Genomic DNA, 19,543 nt, shown 5'->3' with positions numbered 1-19,543 from the left:
TCAGGGGCCCTCAGTTGATGAACCGCAGGTCGGAGATCCACCCAGCGGCGACGGACATGACGTAGAAGTCGGTCAGCGCCAGCGTGCCGAGGGTGATCCAGGCGAGCTGCATGTGCCGGACGTTCAGCCAGGAGACGTAGCCCCAGGCCCGGTAACGGACCGGGTGCTTGGAGAAGTGTTTGAGCCGCCCGCCGATGATGTGCCGGCAGGAGTGGCAGGAGATGGTGTACGCCCAGAGCATGATCACGTTGCCGAGCAGGATCAGGTTGCCCAGGCCGAACCCGAAGCCCTCCGGGCTGTGGAAGGCCAGGATCGCGTCCCAGCTGTTGATCAGCGAGATGATCACGGCGAAGTAGAAGAAGTACCGGTGCGAGTTCTGCACGATCAGCGGGAACCGGGTCTCACCGCCGTAGGAGGCGTGCCCGTCGGGCACCGCGCAGGCCGGCGGGGAGAGCCAGAACGACCGGTAGTACGCCTTGCGGTAGTAGTAACAGGTGAGCCGGAACAACAGCAGGAATGGCAGGGTGAACGCGGCGTCCGGGATGATCCACCAGCCGGGCAGGTACTGCCCGAAGTGGGACGCCTCCGGCAGGCACCGGTCGGTCACACACGGGGAGTAGAACGGGGTCAGGTAGTGGTATTCGTCGACCCAGTACCACTTGTGCATGAAGACCCGAACCGTCGCGTACGCCACCCACGCGCTGAGCCCGACGAAGGTGATCAGCGGGGGGAACCACCAACGGTCCGTCCGCAACGTCTTCGCCGCGATGGCGGCGCGTGCCCGCACGCCTCGCGGTTTCGTTGCCGATGATGTCATTCGCGTCGTCTCCCTGACGGGGCCCTGTCACGGGCGGCGGAACACTTCCGGTCGGCACGCGGAGCGGGCGAACCCGCGCCCGCGTGCCACGTCATGCGCGCACCAACGACCGCGCCGGGCGTACCGGAGCAGCTAAGTGACACACGTTACGCCGATCTAGGCGGGCCGTCCGCGCAAGGCAGTGTCCCGTGTGTCCCGCCCTTTGGAAAGCCTCTCGTCATGATCAATCTGTGCGCGTCCGAAAAAGATCGACGAACGGTCAGCCGGACGCACCGCCGGTGAAGTTCCACGAGGCCAGCCGCAGCGCCGGCGCCTCCCACCAGACGCCGTCCGCGCGGTCCGGCAGGCGTACCGCCCGCCGACCCACCTCCAGCACCGCGCCGGGCGCGAGCGCCCGAGGATACGACTCGGTGAACCGCAGATCGCGTACGGCGCGGGTGATCTGGCCGTCCTCGACCAGCCACAGCCCGTTGCGGGTCAGGCCGGTGATGACCAGACTCAACGGATCGAGCACCCGGGTATACCAGAGGTCGCTGACCAGCAGGCCACGCTCCATCCGGGAGACCAGGGCGGCGGTGTCCGGATCGGCGATCGCGCCGGCCAGGCCGCCCATCGCCGCGCCACGCCCGTCCGGGCCGCCCGCGTTGGTCAGATCACCCGCACCCGCACCCGCACCCGCACCCGCCGCGTCGGCGGCGCCGGCCGTGCCGGCGGGGGTGAGGCGCAGGTTGTGGGGGATCGGGCCGAAGGTGGCGCTGGCGGCCGACGCGTGGCCGGTCGACTCGGCTCCCACCTCGGCCGCGCTGCGCCGGTCGTGGGCCACGGCGGTGGTGGTGCCCCGGTCCACCAGGATCAGCGGCCGGGCCGCGGTGCCCTCCAGGTCGAACGGCAGCCCGGACGCGGCGAGCGGATCGTCGACCAGGGTCAGCGCGCGGTCGAACTGGGCCACGCCGGGCGCGGCGAAGGACTGCCGCTCGGCGTACCGCTTGCCGTTGAAGCCGTACCAGGCGAGGTTCCCCAGGAGATCCGCGACGGCGGCCGGCTCCAGCACCACCGGGTAGCGCCCGGGTGGCAGCTCGACCGGGTCGGCCGCGGCCCGGGCCTTCGCGGCGGCCCGCCGCCCGAGGCCGGCACCGTCGAGATCGGCGAGCCGGTCGACGCAGTGCCGGGCCGTGCCGTCCGCGCCGCCGGCCCGGGCGATCCCGTCCATCGCCGCCTCGGCCGCGCGCCCCCGCGCCGAGTGCCCGGCCGAGTTGGCGAACGCGGCCGCGCGGTACGCCGTGCGGCAGTAGCCGGCCGTCGCCAGCCCGCCGGCCGCCTCGACGAACGCCTGGACCAGGGCGGCCCGCTCGTCCGGACCGGCGTAGGCCGTGGCCGCGTCCCGCCCCGTCGGGTCCGCCACCGGAGTGGGTGGCGTGAGCCCCGGCCAGGCCGGATCGGGCGGGGTGAACCGGGCCGCCGTCAACACCCGCTCCACCAGCGCACGCAGCCCGTCGGCGGTGACCGCGCTCCCGCTGCCGGTCGCCGTACGCCCACCCAGGTGGACCCGCAGCCGGACGTCCACGGCGGACTCCGCGACGTTCTGGTGGATGGCGGAGTTGGCGAACCGGGTCAACGCCAGCTCGCCCCGGATCACCGTCACCTCGGCCTGTGCGCCCGCCCCGGCCGAGCGGGCGACCAGATCCACCACCTGCCCGGCGATGTCCAGCTCGGCCAGGCTCGGCCCACTCACGCGCGTACCCCCACTCGGACGTTGCGGAAGCGGGCCGGCGCCGCCGGGTGGCCGGTGTGCCCGACCTGGCCGGGCTGGCCCTTGCCGCAGTTGGGCGTGCCCCAGGGGACGATCTCGGAAGAGAGCATGTCCATCGAGCGCCAGAACAGCGGACCGATGCCGGTGTACGTCGGGTTGCGCACCATCCGCCCGCGCCGGCCGTTGCGGATCTCCCAGCCGACCTCGCAGCCGAACTGGAAGTTCAGCCGCTTGTCGTCGATGGACCAGGAGCGGTTGATGTCCATCAGCACGCCCTCGTCGGTGGCGGCGATGATCTCCTCCAGGGTGTGCGGGCCGGGTTCCAGGCCCACGTTCGTCATCCGCACCATCGGCAGCCGCGCCCAGCCGTCGGCGCGTACGCTGCCGCCGTAGTCGAGGCCGGCGACGGCGGCCGAGTCGCGGCCGGCCAGCACCCCCACCCACCGCCCGCCGCGCACCGCGTCGCGGGTGACCGCCGGTGAGCCCTCGTCGTCGTAGCCGAAGCTGCCCAGCGCGCCCGGGATGGTCGGGTCGATGGTGATGTTCATCAGCTCGGAGCCGTATCGCAGCGAGCCGAGTTGGGCGAGATCCAGCCACGAGGTGCCGGCGAAGGCGGCCTCCCAGCCGAGGATGCGGTCCAGCTCGATGGCGTGCCCGACCGACTCGTGGATCTGCAACGCCAGCTGCTCGCCGCCGAGGATCAGGTCGGTCTCACCGGCGGGGCAGAGCGGCGCGGTCAGCAGCTCCCGCGACTCCTCGGCGATGCGCGCCGCATGGGCGGTCAGCTCCAGCGAGTCGACCAGCTCCCAGCCGGTGGTGCCGTACTGGCCCCGGTAGCTCGGCCAGGACCGGCGCTGCGTCTCGCCGTCGCCGACCGAGGTGGCGGAGATGCCGCCGCCGCACTCGCGGATGCGCTGGTCGATGCGGTGCCCCTCGCTGGAGACGAACCACTTCGCGGTGTCCCAGACCTGGTAGAGGCCCTCGGTGAGATCGGCGCCGTGCTCGGCCATGGTGCGGGTGGCGGCCACCAGCAGATCACCCTTGGTGGCGAGGGAGACGCCGAGCGGATCCACCTCGCAGGGCGAGGACCAGCTGGCCGTGGTCGGGGTGGCCGCGACGAGGTCGACCGGCGGGCCGGGAACCCGGCCACTGGCCGCGGCGGTCCGCGCGGCCCGGTGGCCGGCGTCGCGGGCGGCCCTCTCGGACAGCTCCGGTACGGCGTGGAAGCCCCAGCCCGACCCGAGCAGCGCGCGTACGCCCAGCCCGACGCTCTCGTCCTGGGCCAGCGCCTCGATCTCGCCGTTGCGGGCGGTCATCGACTCGTAGCGCCGGTGCATCACCCGGGCGTCGGCGTAGCGCGCACCCGCGTCCAGCGCGGCCTGCACGGCCGCCCCGGCCACGTCGAACTCAGTCATGGGCCGACCCTAGGCGAGCGGGCCGACATCCGTCAGGGAAGCAGGTCCTCGGGGCGGATGGTGGCTTTGACCGGCTCGGTGATCACCAGGACCTGACCGGGCTCGGTCACGCTGTGCACCACGTAGTGGCGACCGCGCTTGCGGTACAGGTGGAGCGCGCCACTCGACTGCTCGATGAGCAGGTACCACTCGATGCCGGCGGCGGCGTAGTAGTGCATCTTGAGCACCTTGTCGGTGGCGGCGTTGCTCGGCGAGATGATCTCGCAGACGAACAGCACGTCGTGGGCCTCGACGTTGGGGGCATCGAAGTCGATGGGGCCGGTGATGACGAGGTCGGGGATGGGAATGCGGCCGGGCCTGAGCCGCACGTTCACCCCCTCAAGGACGTGCAGGCCGGCCTCCCGGGTCGGGCCCCGGAGCAAGGCGCGCAGCTCACCAGAGATGTTCTGGTGGCGTGGGGTGGGGGCTGGGGTCACGTGCAGGCTCCCGTCGAAGAGTTCAACGCGCTGGGAGGTCTCGCCGAGGGCGAGGTACTCCTCCTCGGTCCACGGGCCCTCGTGGTCGAACACCGCCACGGTCATGGTCACCTCCGCTCGTACCGCCGGGATCCTGCCTGCCTGGCTGCCCCCATCGTCGCACCTTTCGTGCGACCGGTGCGGCAGGCGGCGGTCACCGGCGGTGATGCGGCGGGGACGGGTTCGTGCGATCCTGTCGGGGCGACGGGGGTTGTAGCTTATTTTCAGCGCCGTTCTTCTGCTGTAGTTTCCCTTCGTCAGGTGCGGAGGGAGGCCGGTCGTGGATCCTTACCTGCGGGTGGACGACCTGCGGGTCAGCTTCACCACCACGGACGGGGTGGTGCGCGCGGTCGACGGGGTCTCGTTCGCGGTCGAGCGCGGGCGCACTCTCGGCGTGGTCGGCGAGTCCGGCTCGGGCAAGAGCGTCACCTCGCTGGCGATCCTCGGCCTGCACGACCCCCGGCAGGCCACCGTCACCGGTGAGATCAGCGTCGGCGGGCGCTGGCTGGTCGGTCGGCCGGAGGCGGAGGTACGCCGGCTGCGCGGCCGGGACATGGCCATGATCTTCCAGGATCCGCTGTCGGCGCTGCACCCGTACCATCCGGTCGGCCGGCAGATCGCCGAGGCGTACCGGGTGCACCATCCCCGGGCCGGGCGGGCCGAGACGCGTCGGCGGGCGGTGGAGATGCTGGACCGGGTGGGCATCCCGCAGCCGGCCCGGCGGTACGACCAGTACCCGCACGAGTTCTCCGGCGGCATGCGGCAGCGGGCGATGATCGCGATGGCGCTGGTGAACGACCCCGACCTGCTGATCGCCGACGAGCCGACGACCGCGCTGGACGTCACCGTGCAGGCACAGATCCTGGAACTGCTGGCCGACCTGCAGGCCGAGTCCGGCACGGCGATCGTCCTGATCACACACGACCTCGGCGTGGTCAGCCAGATCGCCGACGACGTGCTGGTGATGTACGCCGGCCGGGCCGTGGAGCAGGGTGGCGTCGAGCGGGTGCTGCGCGCGCCGCAGCACCCGTACACCTGGGGGTTGCTCTCCAGCGTGCCGTCGTTGCACGGCGACGCCGACGCGGACCTCAGGCCGATCCCCGGTAACCCGCCGAGCCTGATCGACGTGCCGCCCGGTTGCGCCTTCCACCCCCGCTGCCGGTACCCGGAGCACGCCGGTGGCCGGTGCCGCACGGAGCTGCCCGAGCTGCGGGCCGCCGGTGCGGCCGGGCACCGGATGGCGTGCCACCTCGGCGCCGAGGAACGCGCCCGGCGCTACGCCGAGGACGTCGCCCGGGTGGGGGTGGCCCGGTGACCGTGGTGCCGCCCCGGGCGGGCAGCGACGGCGCGGAGCCGTTGCTGCGGGTACGCGGGCTGACCAAGCACTTCCCGTCCCGGGGCGGCCGACGCCGTGGTGGCCCGGTGCGGGCCGTGGACGGGCTGGACTTCGAGGTACGGGCGGGCGAGACGCTCGGCCTGGTGGGCGAGTCCGGCTGCGGCAAGACCACCACGGGCCGGCTGCTGGTGCGGCTGCTGGAGCCGACCGGAGGCAGCATCGAGTTCGCCGGGCGCGACATCACGCGGGCCGGGCGGCGGCAACTGCGCCCGCTGCGGTCGGAGTTGCAGATCGTCTTCCAGGACCCGTACGCCTCGTTGAACCCCCGCCACACCGTCGGCCGGATCATCGCGATGCCGCTGCGGGTCAACGGGATCAGCCCGCCCGGCGGGACGGGGGCCCGGGTCCGGGAGCTGATGGAGCTGGTCGGCCTGAACCCGGAGCACTACAACCGGTATCCGCACGAGTTCTCCGGCGGCCAGCGCCAGCGCGTCGGCATCGCCCGGGCGCTCGCGCCGGGGCCCCGGCTGGTGGTGGCCGACGAGCCGGTCTCCGCGCTCGACGTGTCGATCCAGGCCCAGGTGGTCAACCTGCTGCGGGACCTGCAACGCGAGCTGGGGCTGGCCTTCGTCTTCATCGCCCACGACCTCGCCGTCGTGCGGCACTTCTGCCAGCGGGTCGCGGTGATGTATCTCGGCCGGATCGTCGAGATCGGCGACCGGGACGACATCTACGCGCGGCCGCAGCACCCGTACACCCGGGCGCTGCTGTCGGCGGTGCCGGACGTCGGCCGGCTCGGCCCGCCCGGCCGGATCCGGCTCTCCGGGGACGTGCCCACCCCGCTCGACCCGCCCTCGGGCTGTCGGTTCCGCACCCGGTGCCCGAAGGCCCGCGACCGGTGCGCCGTCGAGGAGCCGGCCCTGGTGCGGCGTGACGGTGGCCGCCAGGCCACCGCCTGCCACTTCCCGGAGTCGGGACCGGTCGGCGTCGAGCGCTGCGAGGGGGCGCGATGAGTCTCTCGCCGGTGGATGGCGCGGCGCTGGCCGAGATCGAGTCGGGCGGGGAGGCCGGTGCGGTGGCCGGTCTGCCCCGGGACCGCCGGATCGTCGGCCGCTCGCCGGGGCAGCTCGCCTGGCTGCGGCTGCGCCGCGACCGCACCGCGCTGGTCAGCGGGGCGATGCTGGTGCTGTTCGTGCTGGTGGCGCTCGGTACGCCGCTGATCGAGCTGGCCTACGGGATCGGCCCGCGGGATCAGTTCCAGGGCAAGCTGGACGGCTCCGGCATGCCGCTCGGCTATGCCGGTGGCGTCTCCGGGGAGCACTTCTTCGGGCTGGAGCCGGGGCTGGGGCGGGACATCTTCATCCGGCTGGTGCATGGTCTGCGTACGTCCCTGTTCATCGCCTTCGCGGCGGCGGTGCTCACCGCCGTGATCGGTGTCGTGCTCGGCACGCTCGCCGGTTACCTGGGCGGCTGGCTCGACGCGATGGTCAGCTGGATCACCGATCTGACCCTGGCCCTGCCCTTCCTGGTCATCGCGCTGGCCCTGACCCCGACGCTGACGCTGCGTTTCTACGGTCAGCGCGACGCGGTGCCGCCGGCCTTCGGCGTCGGCGTGCTGGTCGCCATCTTCGCGGTGTTCGGCTGGACGAGCACCGCCCGGCTGGTCCGCGGTCAGGTGATCGCGCTGCGGGAGCGGGAGTTCGTCGAGGCGGCCCGGGCCAGCGGGGCCGGGCTGGGCCACATGCTGTTCCGGCAGCTGCTGCCGAACATCTGGGCGCCGATCCTGGTGTCGTTCTCGCTCGCGGTGCCGCAGTTCATCACCGGTGAGGCGGCGCTGTCGTTCATCGGTGTCGGGCTGACCGAGGAGACTCCGAGCTTCGGCCGGATGATCTATCAGAGCCTGGACTACCTGCAGACCGACCCGGCGTTCGTCTTCTTCCCCGGCGTCATGATCTTCGCGCTGGTGTTCGCCTTCAACCTGTTCGGGGACGCGCTGCGCGACGCGCTCGACCCGAAGTCCGCACGGTAGGAGTCCGATGAGCGCGAGGAGTGCGGCGCAGCGGAGCCCCGCAGTCGCGAATGAAGGGAGGCCCTGATGGCGCGTTTCCTGGTCCGGCGGGCGCTGTCGGCGGTGCTCACCCTCTTCGCGGTGAGCGTGCTGACCTTCCTGATGTTCTTCGCGCTGCCCCGCGACCCGGTCAGCGGCATGTGCCCGAAGAACTGCAACCCCGAGCGGCTGGAGCGGGTGCGCCAGGAACTGGGTCTGCGTGATCCGCTGGTCAGCCAGTACGCGGGCTACATGAAGGGCATCGTCACCGGCCGGGACCTGGGCAGCGCCCAGGGCGGGCGCTGCGACGCGCCCTGCCTGGGCTGGTCGTACGTGAACAACGAGGCGGTCACCGACACCCTCGCCCGGGTGCTGCCGGTGACGCTGAGCATCGTCATCCCCGCGGCGATCCTGTGGCTGCTGCTCGGTGTGGGGCTGGGCATGCTCTCCGCGCTGCGCCGGGGCTCCTGGGTCGACCGGGCGGCGATCGGCTTCTCGCTCACCGGCGCCTCGTTGCAGCTGTACTTCGTCGGCGCGGTGCTGCTGCTGGTCTTCGTCTACACGCTGCGCTGGCTGCCGGTGCCCGGCTACACGTCGCTGTTCGACGATCCGTTGCGCTGGGCCAGCGGGCTGGTGCTCGCCTGGTTCTCGCTGGCGTTCCTGTTCTCCGCGATCTACGCCCGGCTGTTCCGGGCGCAGATGCTGGAGACGCTGAGCGAGGACTTCGTGCGTACCGCGCGGGCGAAGGGGCTGCCCCGGTCGGCGGTGTACGGCCGGCACGCGCTGCGCGCGGCGATCACCCCGGTGATCACCGTCGCCGGCCTGGACGTCGGCGCGGCGCTCGGCGGCACGGTGATCACCGAGACGACCTTCGGCATCCAGGGACTCGGCCGCACGGCCGTCGACGCGGTACGCGCCGGCGACCTACCGACCATCATGGCCACCGTGCTGGTCGCGGCGGTCTTCGTGGTCCTGGCGAACGTGCTGGTGGACCTGCTCTACGCGGCGGTCGACCCGCGGGTCCGGCTGGGCTGACGCGGGCGCGCCGGCCGGCAGGCTCGGTGCCGGCCGGCCGCCGCGCCGAGCACGGAAACTGTGTGGCGGAATTTATCGATGATTGTTACAAAGATTGAAGGATTTCTTCTTTACGATCCTCAGGACGTCGGTGTCCGGCCGGCGGCATCTCGGGTGGAGGAGGTAGCAGATGCGACCACGTGTGACGGTTGCGGCGGGTGGTGCTATCGCACTGGTGGTGGCCCTCGGCGCCTGTACGGAGAACACCGGCGAGGGTTCCACCGTGGACACCGGCCGGCAGCAGACCGGAGCCATCGCCACCGACCCGAAGGAGTCGATGGGCCCGGCGCCCGAGGTGGCGGGAGCGCAGCCCGGCGGGACCTTCACCATCCTCCGGGAAACCCCCATCTCCCACCTGGACCCGCAGCGGACGTACTCCTTCGCCGGCCTGATGGCCGCGCCGCTGTTCGCGCGCTACCTCACCACCTGGAAGGACGACGGCCAGGGAAACCTGGTCCTGGTCGGTGACCTCGCCGAGACGCCGGGCCGCAACGTCAACGGCGACTGCAAGGTCTGGGAGTTCACGATCAAGGAGGGGGTCAAGTTCGAGGACGGTCGGCCGATCACCTCGAAGGAGATCGCGTACGGCATCGCCCGGTCCTTCGACCCGGACCTCGCCGGTGGCCCCACCTACCTGCAGGAATGGCTGGCCGACACGCCGCAGTTCGACACCAGGTGGGACTTCAAGCTCAACCGGGACAGCCTGCCGCAGGGCCTGACCACCCCCGACGACCGGACGCTGCGGTTCGAGTTCGTCACGCCCCGGTGCGACCTGCCGTTCGCGGCGTCGCTGCCGGCCACCGCCCCGCTGCCGCCCGACCGGGACACCGGGCTCAACCTCGGCAACGCGCCCTTCTCGTCCGGGCCGTACAGGGTCACCCGGTTCCAGGCGGGCGTCGAGATCGTGATGGAGCGCAACGAGCACTGGGACGCGAACACCGACCCGGTACGCCACCAGTATCCGGACCGGTTCGTGTGGAGCTTCGGTCCGACCCCGGACGCGGCGGCCAACCGGGTGATCGCCGACAACGGCGCCGACCAGAGCGCCCTGTCGTGGAACTACGTGCCCGCCTCGCTGGTGGCCCGGGTCACGGGCGACGCGGCACTGCGCTCCCGGACGATCCTCTCCCCGACGCCCAGCGCGAACCAGCTCGTCATCAACAACCAGCGGGTCACCGACCTGCGGGTGCGTCAGGCACTGAACCACGCCATCGACCGGGACGGCCTGGTCAAGGTGCTCGGCGGGCCGAACGTCGCCGCGCCGATGACCACGCTGATGCCCCCGGCCACCATTGGCCACCAGGCGTACGAGGCGTACCCGGCGGGGCCGGACGGTGACCCGGAGAAGGCGCGGGAGCTGCTCGGCGGGCAGACCCCCGAGCTGGTCCTCGGCGCCGCCGACAGCTCGGTGGAGCAGCAGGTGGCCACGCAGCTCAAGGGCAACCTGGAGCGCGCCGGATTCAAGATCACTATCCGGAACATCCCGGACGACGCCAAGCTCGACGAGATCAAGAAGAAGGACAACCCCTGGGACCTCTACCTCGGCTCCTGGGCCGCCGACTGGCCCAGCGGAGCGTCGATCCTGCCGGTGCTCTACGACGGCCGCACCATCAGGGCCGAGGGCAACAGCAACCAGTCGTACTTCAACGACCCCACGATCAACGCCGAGTTCGACCGGATCCTCGCCCTGTCCCCGGCCGAGCAGGGCGCGGAGTGGGCGAAGCTCGATGAGCGGATCATGAAGGAGCACGCCCCGGTGGTGCCGCTCTACGTCGACGTGGCCTACCTGGTGCACGGCTCCAAGGTCGGCGGGGTCTTCGTCTCCAGCGTCTTCGGTTACCCCTCCTTCGTCAACGCCCACGTCCGGCCCTGACGTGGGAGGAGGGGCCCCTGTTCAACAGGGGCCCCTCCTTTCACAGCTCAAGGTGGGTGCGGAGGTAGTCGAGTTCCAGGCGGAGGAGGCGTTCGGCGAGGCCACCGGCCGCCATGTGGGTGGCGCCGGTCAGGGGCAGCACCGAGTGCGGCCGACCGGTGGCCAGCAGCGCCGCCGACAGCCGGAGCGTGTGCGCCGCCACCACGTTGTCGTCGACCATGCCGTGGATCAGCAGCAGCGGCCGGGCCTGCGCCGGGTCGGTGACCGGCTCGGCGGCCAGCTCCACCAGCGAGTGGTGTGCGTACACGTCCTCGCCGTCGGCGGGCAGTCCCAGGTAACGCTCGGTGTACGCGGTGTCGTACAGGGCCCAGTCGGTGACCGGCGCCCCGGCGATCCCGCACCGGAACAGCTCCGGGTGGCGCAGCACCGCCAGGCCGGCCAGCCAGCCGCCGAACGACCAGCCCCGCACCGCGACCCGCCCCAGGTCCAGGTCCGGGTGCTTGTCGGCCAGCGCGGTGAGCGCCTCCACCTGGTCGAGCAGGATCACGTCGGCCACCCGCCGGTGGATGGCCTTCTCGTACGACGGGGCGATGCCCGGTGTGCCCCGGTTGTCGGTCACCACCACCGCGAAGCCGGCGTCGGCCCACCACTGCCGCTCCAGCCAGGCCGCCCGCGCGGCGACCACCTCCTGGTGCCCCGGCCCGCCGTAGACGTCCAGCAGCACCGGCAGTCGCCGGCCGCTGACGTGGTTGTCCGGGTAGAGCACCGCCGAGGGGAGCCGCCGGTCGGTCACCCGCTCCAGCAGCGGCAGCGGGGCGTAGCCCGGCGTCGCGGCCAGCGACCGCAGCGTCCCCACCTCGCGGTCGCCCTGCCGCACCGTCCACCGGGTGCCCGCGTGGTCCAGCGAGGCGCTGCCGACGACCAGCACGTCGCCGCCGACCGCGGCGACGTGCCAGCCGGCGTCGGTGGTCAGCCGGCGGGCGTCGACCCCGCCGCCGATGCTGGTGCGGACCCGGAACAGGTGCTGCTCGCTCGGCTCGCCGTCGCTCGCCTCCACCAGCAGGTCCGCCGGGCCGGTGCCGGCGGCCAGCCGGCCGACCACCCGGCGTACGTACAGCGAGGGCGGGGTGAGCAGCGTGCCGTCGGCGAAGAGACAGCGGGCGTCGTACCCGTCGTGGGCCAGCTCGCCACCGACCAGCACCCGCCCGTCGGGCAGGTGGGCGGGGGTGCCCGGGATCGGCTCGACCCAGCGGGGGTCGGCCAGCTCGGCGTGCACCTGGGTCTCCCCGGTACGCGGGTCGACCGCGAGCACCAGCCCGTGCTGCTGCGAGCGGCGCAGCACGGTGATCAGCGGGGCGCCCTCGCCCCAGTGCACCGCGGTCAGGTACGGGTACGTCTCCCGGTCCCAGTGCACGTCGACCCAGCCACCGTCGAGGTCGAGCAGGTGCAGGCTGACCTCGGCGTTCGGGCCACCGGCCACCGGGTACGCGACGCTGGCCGGCGGCTCCGTCGGCTGTGCCGGATCGTGCAGGTGCCAGCGGGGCAGCCGGGACTCGTCGACCCGGGCGGCCAGCACCGACCGGCCGTCGGGCGCCCACCAGTAGCCACGGTGCCGCCCGAACTCCTCCGCCGCGATGTGCTCGGCCAGCCCCCAGACCACCCCGGAGTCCTCGCCGGCCAGGATGCTGTCGGCACCGTCGGCGTCGATCACCCGCAGTTCGCCCCGGCGTACCCCCTCGGCGGCGTCGGTCACGTAGGCCAGCCGGTGACCGCCCGGATCCGGCCGGGGGTCGAGCACCGGGCCGACGGCGGGCACCTCGATCACGTCGCCGTGCACCAGGTCGGCCCGGAAGAGCCGGCCGGCCAGCGCGAACAGCGCGATCCGCCCGGTGCCGTCCAGGGCGTACGAGCCGATGCCGGAGGCGCTCAGCCGCAGGCGCTCGCGGCGGGCGCGTTCCCCCGGGCTCAACGCGTCGGGGTCGGCGTCCGCGCCGAGCAGGGTGGCCGGATCGGCCACCAGCCGCTCCTCGCCGGTCGCCACGTCCAGCAGCCAGAGCGCGTCGGCCGGGTCCTGCGGCCCGGCCGAGCGTAGGAAGATCACCCGGGTGCCGTCGCCGGCCACCGATACTGCGCGCGGCGCCCCGTGGCTGAACCTGCGGGTGCGGGCGGCCAGCTCGGGAAAGTCCACAGGCCAGATCGTAGGCCGGTACCGAGCGCGATGTGACCGACCTGCGCGGACGCGTCGGGGCCGGCGGGACAGAACCGCCGGTTAGAGTGACCGTCGTGACGACGCTGCCTGACCGCCGCCTCCTGCTGGTCCACGCACACCCCGACGACGAGTCGATCGGCACCGGCTCGACGATGGCCCACTACGCGGCCACGGGTGCCCACGTGACGCTGGTGACCTGCACGCTGGGCGAGGAGGGTGAGATCCACGTGCCGGAGCTGGCCGGGCTCGCCGCGGCCGAGGCCGACCAGCTCGGTGGGTACCGGATCGCCGAGCTGGCGGCCGCCTGCGCGGAACTGGGCGTCACCGACCACCGCTTCCTCGGTGGGGCCGGCCGCTACCGCGACTCGGGCATGATGGGCCTGGCCACCAACGACCACCCCCGCGCGTTCTGGCGCGCCGACCTGGACGAGGCCGCCGGGCACCTGCTGGACATCATCCGGGAAGTACGCCCGCAGGTGGTGATCACGTACGACGGCAACGGCTTCTACGGTCACCCCGACCACATCCAGGCGCACCGGGTGGCGATGCGGGCGGTCGACCTGGCCGCCGCCGAGGGCCTCGCCCCGGCGAAGGTCTACTGGACGGCGATGCCGCGCAGCGTGCTGGAAGCGGGCATGACGCACTTCGCGGACGCGTCGGACAATCCCTTCGCCGGTATCGCCGACGCCACCGAGCTGCCCTTCTGCACGGCGGACGAGCAGATCGCGGCGCGCATCGACGCCACGGATCAGCACGCCGCGAAGGAGGCGGCGATGCGCGCCCACGCCACCCAGATCCCGGCCACCTCCTGGCTCTACTCGATCGCCGGCAACTTCGGCGCCGAGTTCATGGGGGTGGAGTACTTCACCCTCGCGGTGGGGGAGAAGGGGCCGGGCCGCGGCCGGTACGGCTGGGAGTCGGACCTGTTCGCCGGGCTGGACGTCGCCGCCGGGCCGGACGTCGGCGGCCCGGACCGCACACCGGTCGCGTCGGCCGGTCACCGGTGACCCTGCCCGCCGCGATGTCGGTCGCCCCGCAGGAGCAGGAGCCGCCCCGGCCCAGCCGGCTGCGGCGGCCCGTGGACATCGGTCTGCGGGCGGCCGGCGGGGCGGTCGCGGTCGTTGCCGCGGTGGCGACCGCGGTGCTGGAACTGCTGCTCGCCCCGCTGCGGATCGGCGGTCATCTGGTCGGCGTGGCGGTGCTCGTGGCCGTGGTCGCGAACATCGCGCTGAGCTGGTTCGTCGTGGAGACGGTCGGCCGCCGCTGGGCGGTGGCGCTGCCGGCGCTGCCGTGGGTGGTGATCATGGTGGCCGCCGCCGACCGGACCAGCGAGGGCGACGTGCTGCTGGTGGGCAACTGGGTCGGGCTCATCCTGGTGGTGGCCGGCGCGATGACCTTCGCCGTGATGGCGTTCCGGTCGATCCTCGCCCCGGCTCCCGGCCGGTACTGACGGCGCTCAGCAACAGGTGGTAGATATTCCTGCCAGGAGGCTCGCCATCGGGGCGGGCGGTACGGCGGGAGGCAGGTAGATGGGGCAGCGGTGGCGTGCGGTCGGCGTGCTCGCGATCGCACTGTTCGCGGTCAACGTGGTGGCCCGGCTGGTCATCCGGTTCGGTTTCGACGGCGACGACACCGTCGCCGACCGGGTGTCGCTCGGGATGTTCGTGGTGATCGGTCTGGTCCTGGCCGGGGTCGCCTTCGTCTGGGGTCGGCGGCGCCCGCTGGCCCGCTGGGCCGGTGAGGTGGCCACCGCGATCGGCATCGCGCTCGGCCTGACCGTGCTGATCGGGCCGCTGCTGGTCGGCAACAACCCGTTCGCCGGTGGTGGCAACACGTTCTTCGCGCAGATCGGGCTCTATCTCGTGGCGACCACCGCCGGGACGATGCTCGGTTACCTGCTGCTGACCGCGCTCGGCCGGGACCACCGTTCGCAGAGCCTCAAGCGGTACGCGGAGACCAGCGCGGCCAAACCCCGCCGGATCGTCCGCCGTTGACCGTCGCCGGGCGGGCCGCGCCGGTCAGTGCGGCGCGACGCGGGTCCGGTACGTGTGGTGCGTGGTGAAGCCCAGCTTCCGGTAGAGCGCGACCGCCGGCCCGTTGCGCTGCTCGACCTGGAGAAAGGCGTCGGTCGCCCCCGCCGAGCCGGCCCACTGCGCGAGCGCGCCGATCAGGCCGGCGGCCAGGCCACGGCGGCGGGCGGCGGGCAGCACCTCGATCAGGCACAGCCCCAGCCAGCGGCCCTGCCCGGTGACCGTGCCCCGGCCGATCGCCACCAGCGTGCCAGCGTCGTACACGTGGGCGAAGCGGATCTGGTCGACGGCGGTGAGCACGTGCCGGGCGGCGTCCGGCAGACCGCCCTTGCGCCCGGCCGCCACCGCGAGCCAGTCGTCCGTCGGCGCACCCGCCAGCTCGATCACGGCACCGGCCAGCTCCATCACGGCACCCGCCGGGTCGAGCACGGCACCCGCCGGGGTGGGCGGTGTGAGGGCGGCGAGCGGGGCTGTCTGCACCAGCACCGGCGGGCGGGTGTCCCAGCCTCTCCGGTCGAGTTCGGCGCCGACCGGCGCGGCGAGCGGCAGCGGCGTGTTGACCAGCGCCGGCTGACCCTGCCCGGCGTACCAGCGTTCGACCGCGTCCAGCGCGGCCGGCAGCGGCCGGTCCGGATCACCCACCGGCAGCGCCGAGTTGGCCCGGCCGGTCCAGCCGCCGGCCGCGCGCAGCAGCCAGTCACCGAGCCGGTCCCGGGTGAGCGCCGGCCAGGCCTCGTCGGCGGCGAGTTCCAGCTCGACCACTGCGGCGGCGGTCGGGCGGCGGGTCGCGGGAACCCGCTTGGCCCGGTGCACGTCGGCCATCGGCACGTGCAGCCGCCCCTGACGGGTGGTCAACGTCAGATGCGTCTCGGTCAGCTCGACCAGCTCGCCGAGGGCGTCGGAGTAGACCGGCCGGCCACCGCGTACGCCGACGCGGCGTCGGACCACGATCCGGTGTCCCACGTCCTGCTCTCGGAGCACGATCGACCTCCTCCCCGACGAGATACTAGGCTCTATACCGTCGCGGGTGATCGCGGCGTGTCTTGCGGAGGAGAAGACCGGTGACCTACATCATCGCCGAGCCGTGCGTGGATGTGCTCGACAAGGCATGCATCGAGGAATGCCCGGTCGACTGCATTTACGAGGGCAACCGGATGCTCTACATCCACCCCGACGAGTGCGTCGACTGTGGTGCCTGTGAGCCCGTCTGCCCGGTAGAGGCGATCTTCTACGAGGACGACGTCCCGGAGCAGTGGAAGGACTACACCGGCGCCAACTACGAGTTCTTCGAGGACCTGGGCTCGCCCGGCGGCGCCTCGAAGGTCGGCAAGGTGGAGAAGGACGCCTCCTTCGTCGCCGCGCAGCCGCCCCGCGGCGAGGGCCACTGAACCGGCCCGCCCCGGTCTCGTCGCGGCTGCCCGAGTTCACCTGGGACACCCTGGACGCCGCGGCCGCGCTGGCCGCGGCACATCCGGACGGCCTGATCAACCTCTCCATGGGTACGCCGGTCGATCCGGTGCCGGAGGTGATCCGGCAGGCTCTGGCCGACGCCGCCGACGCACCGGGTTATCCACTGACCGCCGGCACCCCGGCGCTGCGGGACGCGATCGCGGCCTGGGTCGCCCGGGCCTGCGGCGCCGGTGTCGACGGGCTCGGCGTGCTGCCGACGATCGGCTCGAAGGAACTGGTGGCCTGGCTGCCGACCCTGCTCGGGGTGGGGCCGGGCGACGTGGTGGTCGTGCCGTCGATCGCCTACCCGACCTACGAGGACGGGGCGCGGCTGGCCGGAGCCACCACGGTACGCGCCGACTCGCTGACCGCCGTCGGCCCGACGTCCCGGGTCCGCCTCGTCTGGGTCAACTCGCCGGGCAACCCGACCGGGCGGGTGCTGCCCACCGCCCACCTGCGCAAGGTGGTGGACTGGGCGCGCGAGCGCGGCGCGGTGGTGGCCAGCGACGAGTGCTACCTGCCGCTGGGCTGGGACGCCGAGCCGGTGTCCGTGCTGTCGCCCGAGGTCTGCGGCGGCTCGTACGACTCGGTGCTGGCCGTGCACTCGCTGTCCAAGCGCTCCAACCTGGCCGGCTACCGGGCCGGCTTCGTGGCCGGCGATCCGACGCTGGTGGCCGAGCTGCTCAAGATCAGGAAGCACGCGGGGATGATCGTGCCCGCGCCGGTGCAGGCGGCCATGGTGGCCGCCCTGCGCGACGAGCGGCACGCCGACGAGCAGCGCGAGCGGTACCGTGCGCGGCGCGCGACGCTGCGGGCGGCGTTCACCGGTGCCGGCTTCACAGTGGAGCACTCCGAGGCGGGGCTCTACCTCTGGCTGACCCGGGGTGAGGACTGCTGGGACACCGTCGACTGGCTGGCCCGGCGGGGGATCCTGGTCGCCGCCGGGGTCTTCTACGGGCCCGGCGGGCGGCAGTACGTGCGGGCGGCGCTGACCGAGTCCGACGAGCGGATCGGGGCCGTCGCCGCCCGCTTCGCGGCGCGTCCGTGATCACTCGTTGATCTGCGAGAACACCTGTAGGAGATTGTCCCGGCTCTGCTTTCCGAGCAGTTCGCTGCCGTACAACTCCTGTAGGGCGACCACCCGCCCGCCGTGCAGGGTCAGCTCGGCCTTGACGGGGATCTCCCGGGTCACCGCCACCGAGACCACCTCCTCGTACGGCAGGAAGGTGTGCGCGCTCGCCAGCTTCGCCACCGGTGCCGACCCGAGCAGGGCCTTGAGCCGCTTCTCACCCGCGCTGGTCTTGCCCGGACCGGCCACCAGGATCAGACCGCGGTCGAGCACCAGCAGGTCGTGCTGCACGCCGTCGACCTTCACGTTGGCGATGGCACCGATCACGTCCGCGTCGTCGGCGGTGGCCCGCTGCTGCACCACGGTCGCGCCGGTCGGGTCGATGCCCAGCTTGGTCAGGCGCGCCATCGCCTCGTCGAGGGTCTGCGCCGAGACCGCCAGCTTGGCGATCTCGGCGAGGTCCAGTGGCTCACCGCCGGTGCCGGCGAACGTGGCCGGGCCGGACCAGGACAGCTGCCAGCGGGCCTGCTGGGCACGGACGGCCGCGTTGACCAGCACCGTCTCCATCGGCCCGGCGAAGCGGACCGCCGCCTCCCGGCGGGTGGCGTCGCCGAAGAACTGCTCGGCGAACTCGCCGAGCCGGCCGGCCCGGACCAGGTCGAGGATGGTCGGCAGGCCCGGTTGCGCCGTGCCGGTGAACCGGCCGGCCGCCCGGTAGATCCCATCCGCCTGCCGCTGGACCTCGGCGGCGATCGCCGCGTGGGTGAACTCGGCCCAGGGCAGCACCTGACGGTCGCCGTGGTCGACGACGAGGCCCTGCAACCGCCGGCCGGCGCCCGGGACGTCGGCGAGCAGGGTGTAAGCGGGACGATCGTCCGTCGCCACCGAGCCGGCCGGCAGTTGCGCCATCGCGTCGATCCGGACGCCGATCGGCGGATGGGTGTCCCACCGGGACGGCTCCCGATCCGGCGCTTCCTGCCGGAGCTTGTCGATCTCCTCCCGGCGGGCCTGGAGCAGCTGCGCGAAGCCGCCGAACAGGTCGTCCGGGGCGAGACCGGCCTGCCAGCCCGACTGGACGTAGCGACCCATGAAGAAGTTCCAGGCGGCGTCGAGCGCCGGCAGGCTCCGCAGCGCGGAGGTCGCCGCGTCGTGGCCGGCGAGCTGCACGGACGCGCGGTCCGCCTCCAGTTCCTGGCGCCGCGACGCGGCGTTGTCGACCATCAGGTACAGCCTCGCGTAGCCCTTGAAGACCAGCCCGATCGGGTTGCGCGGCTTGATCCGCTCGATGGTGCCCTCGATCGCCAGCCGGCCCCGGTAGGCCACCCCACCGAGACGGGTGTGCTTGCCCGAGTAGTGGCCCAACTCGTGCGCGAGCACCGAGCGGAGCTGGTCGATCCGCATCGCCTGGAGCAGCGGGAGACCGACGTAGAGGGTCCGCCGTCCGCCGATCAGGCCGAGTAGCCGGCTCTGCTCGCCGACCGCCGCGTTCACCTCCGGCACCAGCCTGATCTCGTCCGGCGCCCGGGTGCCGACGGCGGTGGCCAGCTCCCGGACGGTGGCCCACACCTGCGGTGCCTCCCGCTCGTCGAGCACGAGGCCCGGCGCCGGCTCGTTCCTGGTCCGGATCGCCCGCCAGAGCCCGACGGCCACCGCGCCCAGCGCGATGACCAGTGGCAGCAGCAGCTTGCTGGTCACCAGGCCGTTCGTGTGGCGGTACAGCCACACGCCGAGGGCGGCGACGGCGGCGAGCTGCAGCAGCGCCACCACGTAGAACCCGATCAACATGACCACCGAGGCGAGGGCCCGGTACGTCGCGGCCATGGCCGTTCCTTTCCCCGTTGAGTGCGCGCCGGGATGGCGGCGGCGCAGGGGACCGTACGACGTGGAGGTTCGCCGGACAACCCCCTTCCGGTCCGGGTCAGCCGGCTTTACGATCTTGCCGATCACCACACGGGGAGA

17 protein-coding genes are annotated in these 19,543 nt (G+C 72.8%); 10 read left to right on the top strand and 7 right to left on the bottom strand.

Annotation, left to right across the window (positions count from 1 at the left end; all coding sequences use genetic code 11):
- Positions 1-10: 10 nt before the first annotated feature.
- The 4 genes from O7615_RS08255 to O7615_RS08240 all read right to left on the bottom strand — a co-directional run bounded on the left by O7615_RS08255 (position 11) and on the right by O7615_RS08240 (position 4,563).
- The gene (locus O7615_RS08255) at positions 11-817 is read right to left on the bottom strand and encodes a hypothetical protein (RefSeq protein ID WP_278176776.1); all 807 of its coding nucleotides are present in this window, start codon (positions 815-817) and stop codon (positions 11-13) included.
- Positions 818-1,076: 259 nt separating this feature from the next.
- On the bottom strand, positions 1,077-2,549 hold the full coding sequence (locus O7615_RS08250; protein ID WP_278176775.1) for a metallopeptidase TldD-related protein: 1,473 nt from the start codon (positions 2,547-2,549) through the stop codon (positions 1,077-1,079).
- A complete protein-coding gene (locus O7615_RS08245; protein WP_278176774.1) occupies positions 2,546-3,982 on the bottom strand; it encodes a TldD/PmbA family protein in 1,437 nt (478 codons plus the stop codon). The genes O7615_RS08250 and O7615_RS08245 overlap by 4 nt, the downstream gene beginning before the upstream one ends.
- Before the next feature lie 32 nt (positions 3,983-4,014).
- Positions 4,015-4,563 (bottom strand): Uma2 family endonuclease, encoded by a 549-nt coding sequence (locus O7615_RS08240; protein WP_278176773.1) that lies wholly within the window; start codon positions 4,561-4,563, stop codon positions 4,015-4,017.
- A 214-nt stretch (positions 4,564-4,777) separates the two neighbouring features.
- Between O7615_RS08240 and O7615_RS08235 the strand changes: the two genes are divergently transcribed.
- The 5 genes from O7615_RS08235 (at position 4,778) to O7615_RS08215 (ending at position 10,827) form a co-directional block, all read left to right on the top strand.
- A complete protein-coding gene (locus O7615_RS08235) occupies positions 4,778-5,812 on the top strand; it encodes an ABC transporter ATP-binding protein (RefSeq protein ID WP_278176772.1) in 1,035 nt (344 codons plus the stop codon).
- Positions 5,809-6,846 carry an ABC transporter ATP-binding protein gene (locus O7615_RS08230; protein ID WP_278176771.1) on the top strand — a complete coding sequence of 346 codons (1,038 nt, stop codon included), beginning with the start codon at positions 5,809-5,811 and terminating at the stop codon, positions 6,844-6,846. Before O7615_RS08235 ends, O7615_RS08230 begins: the two co-directional genes overlap by 4 nt.
- Positions 6,843-7,862: an ABC transporter permease gene (locus O7615_RS08225; RefSeq protein WP_278176770.1), complete on the top strand. Its 1,020-nt coding sequence runs from the start codon at positions 6,843-6,845 to the stop codon at positions 7,860-7,862. The genes O7615_RS08230 and O7615_RS08225 overlap by 4 nt, the downstream gene beginning before the upstream one ends.
- Before the next feature lie 66 nt (positions 7,863-7,928).
- Positions 7,929-8,915, top strand: coding sequence for an ABC transporter permease (locus O7615_RS08220; RefSeq protein WP_278176768.1), 987 nt, complete (start codon positions 7,929-7,931; stop codon positions 8,913-8,915).
- A gap of 169 nt (positions 8,916-9,084) precedes the next feature.
- Positions 9,085-10,827, top strand: a complete 1,743-nt coding sequence (locus O7615_RS08215) for an ABC transporter substrate-binding protein (RefSeq protein ID WP_278176767.1) — start codon at positions 9,085-9,087, stop codon at positions 10,825-10,827.
- Between the two features lie 40 nt (positions 10,828-10,867).
- Here O7615_RS08215 and O7615_RS08210 read toward each other — a convergent pair whose 3' ends face one another.
- Positions 10,868-13,015 (bottom strand): prolyl oligopeptidase family serine peptidase, encoded by a 2,148-nt coding sequence (locus tag O7615_RS08210; protein ID WP_278176765.1) that lies wholly within the window; start codon positions 13,013-13,015, stop codon positions 10,868-10,870.
- Positions 13,016-13,101: 86 nt separating this feature from the next.
- Here O7615_RS08210 and mshB point away from each other — a divergent pair, with 86 nt between their 5' ends.
- From mshB to O7615_RS08195, 3 genes are all read left to right on the top strand, one after another.
- Positions 13,102-14,043 (top strand): N-acetyl-1-D-myo-inositol-2-amino-2-deoxy-alpha-D-glucopyranoside deacetylase, encoded by a 942-nt coding sequence (gene mshB / locus O7615_RS08205; RefSeq protein ID WP_278176764.1) that lies wholly within the window; start codon positions 13,102-13,104, stop codon positions 14,041-14,043.
- A gap of 14 nt (positions 14,044-14,057) precedes the next feature.
- On the top strand, positions 14,058-14,486 hold the full coding sequence (locus O7615_RS08200) for a hypothetical protein (protein ID WP_278182019.1): 429 nt from the start codon (positions 14,058-14,060) through the stop codon (positions 14,484-14,486).
- A gap of 79 nt (positions 14,487-14,565) precedes the next feature.
- Complete coding sequence (locus O7615_RS08195; RefSeq protein WP_278176763.1) at positions 14,566-15,030, top strand: hypothetical protein; 465 nt, start codon at positions 14,566-14,568, stop codon at positions 15,028-15,030.
- Positions 15,031-15,054: 24 nt separating this feature from the next.
- Here O7615_RS08195 and O7615_RS08190 read toward each other — a convergent pair whose 3' ends face one another.
- Complete coding sequence (locus tag O7615_RS08190) at positions 15,055-16,047, bottom strand: GNAT family N-acetyltransferase (protein ID WP_278176762.1); 993 nt, start codon at positions 16,045-16,047, stop codon at positions 15,055-15,057.
- Positions 16,048-16,127: 80 nt separating this feature from the next.
- Between O7615_RS08190 and fdxA the strand changes: the two genes are divergently transcribed.
- Together fdxA and dapC are read left to right on the top strand one after the other, a co-directional pair.
- Positions 16,128-16,454, top strand: a complete 327-nt coding sequence (fdxA, locus tag O7615_RS08185; RefSeq protein WP_278176761.1) for a ferredoxin — start codon at positions 16,128-16,130, stop codon at positions 16,452-16,454.
- Positions 16,451-17,563 carry a succinyldiaminopimelate transaminase gene (gene dapC / locus O7615_RS08180; RefSeq protein ID WP_278182018.1) on the top strand — a complete coding sequence of 371 codons (1,113 nt, stop codon included), beginning with the start codon at positions 16,451-16,453 and terminating at the stop codon, positions 17,561-17,563. The genes fdxA and dapC overlap by 4 nt, the downstream gene beginning before the upstream one ends.
- Here dapC and O7615_RS08175 read toward each other — a convergent pair whose 3' ends face one another.
- Positions 17,564-19,405, bottom strand: coding sequence for a M48 family metallopeptidase (locus O7615_RS08175; RefSeq protein WP_278176760.1), 1,842 nt, complete (start codon positions 19,403-19,405; stop codon positions 17,564-17,566).
- Positions 19,406-19,543: the final 138 nt, after the last annotated feature.

It is taken from the genome of Micromonospora sp. WMMD1082, from assembly GCF_029626175.1.
Classification (GTDB): Bacteria; Actinomycetota; Actinomycetes; order Mycobacteriales; family Micromonosporaceae; genus Micromonospora.
This window is presented reverse-complemented; position numbering and strand designations above follow the sequence as displayed.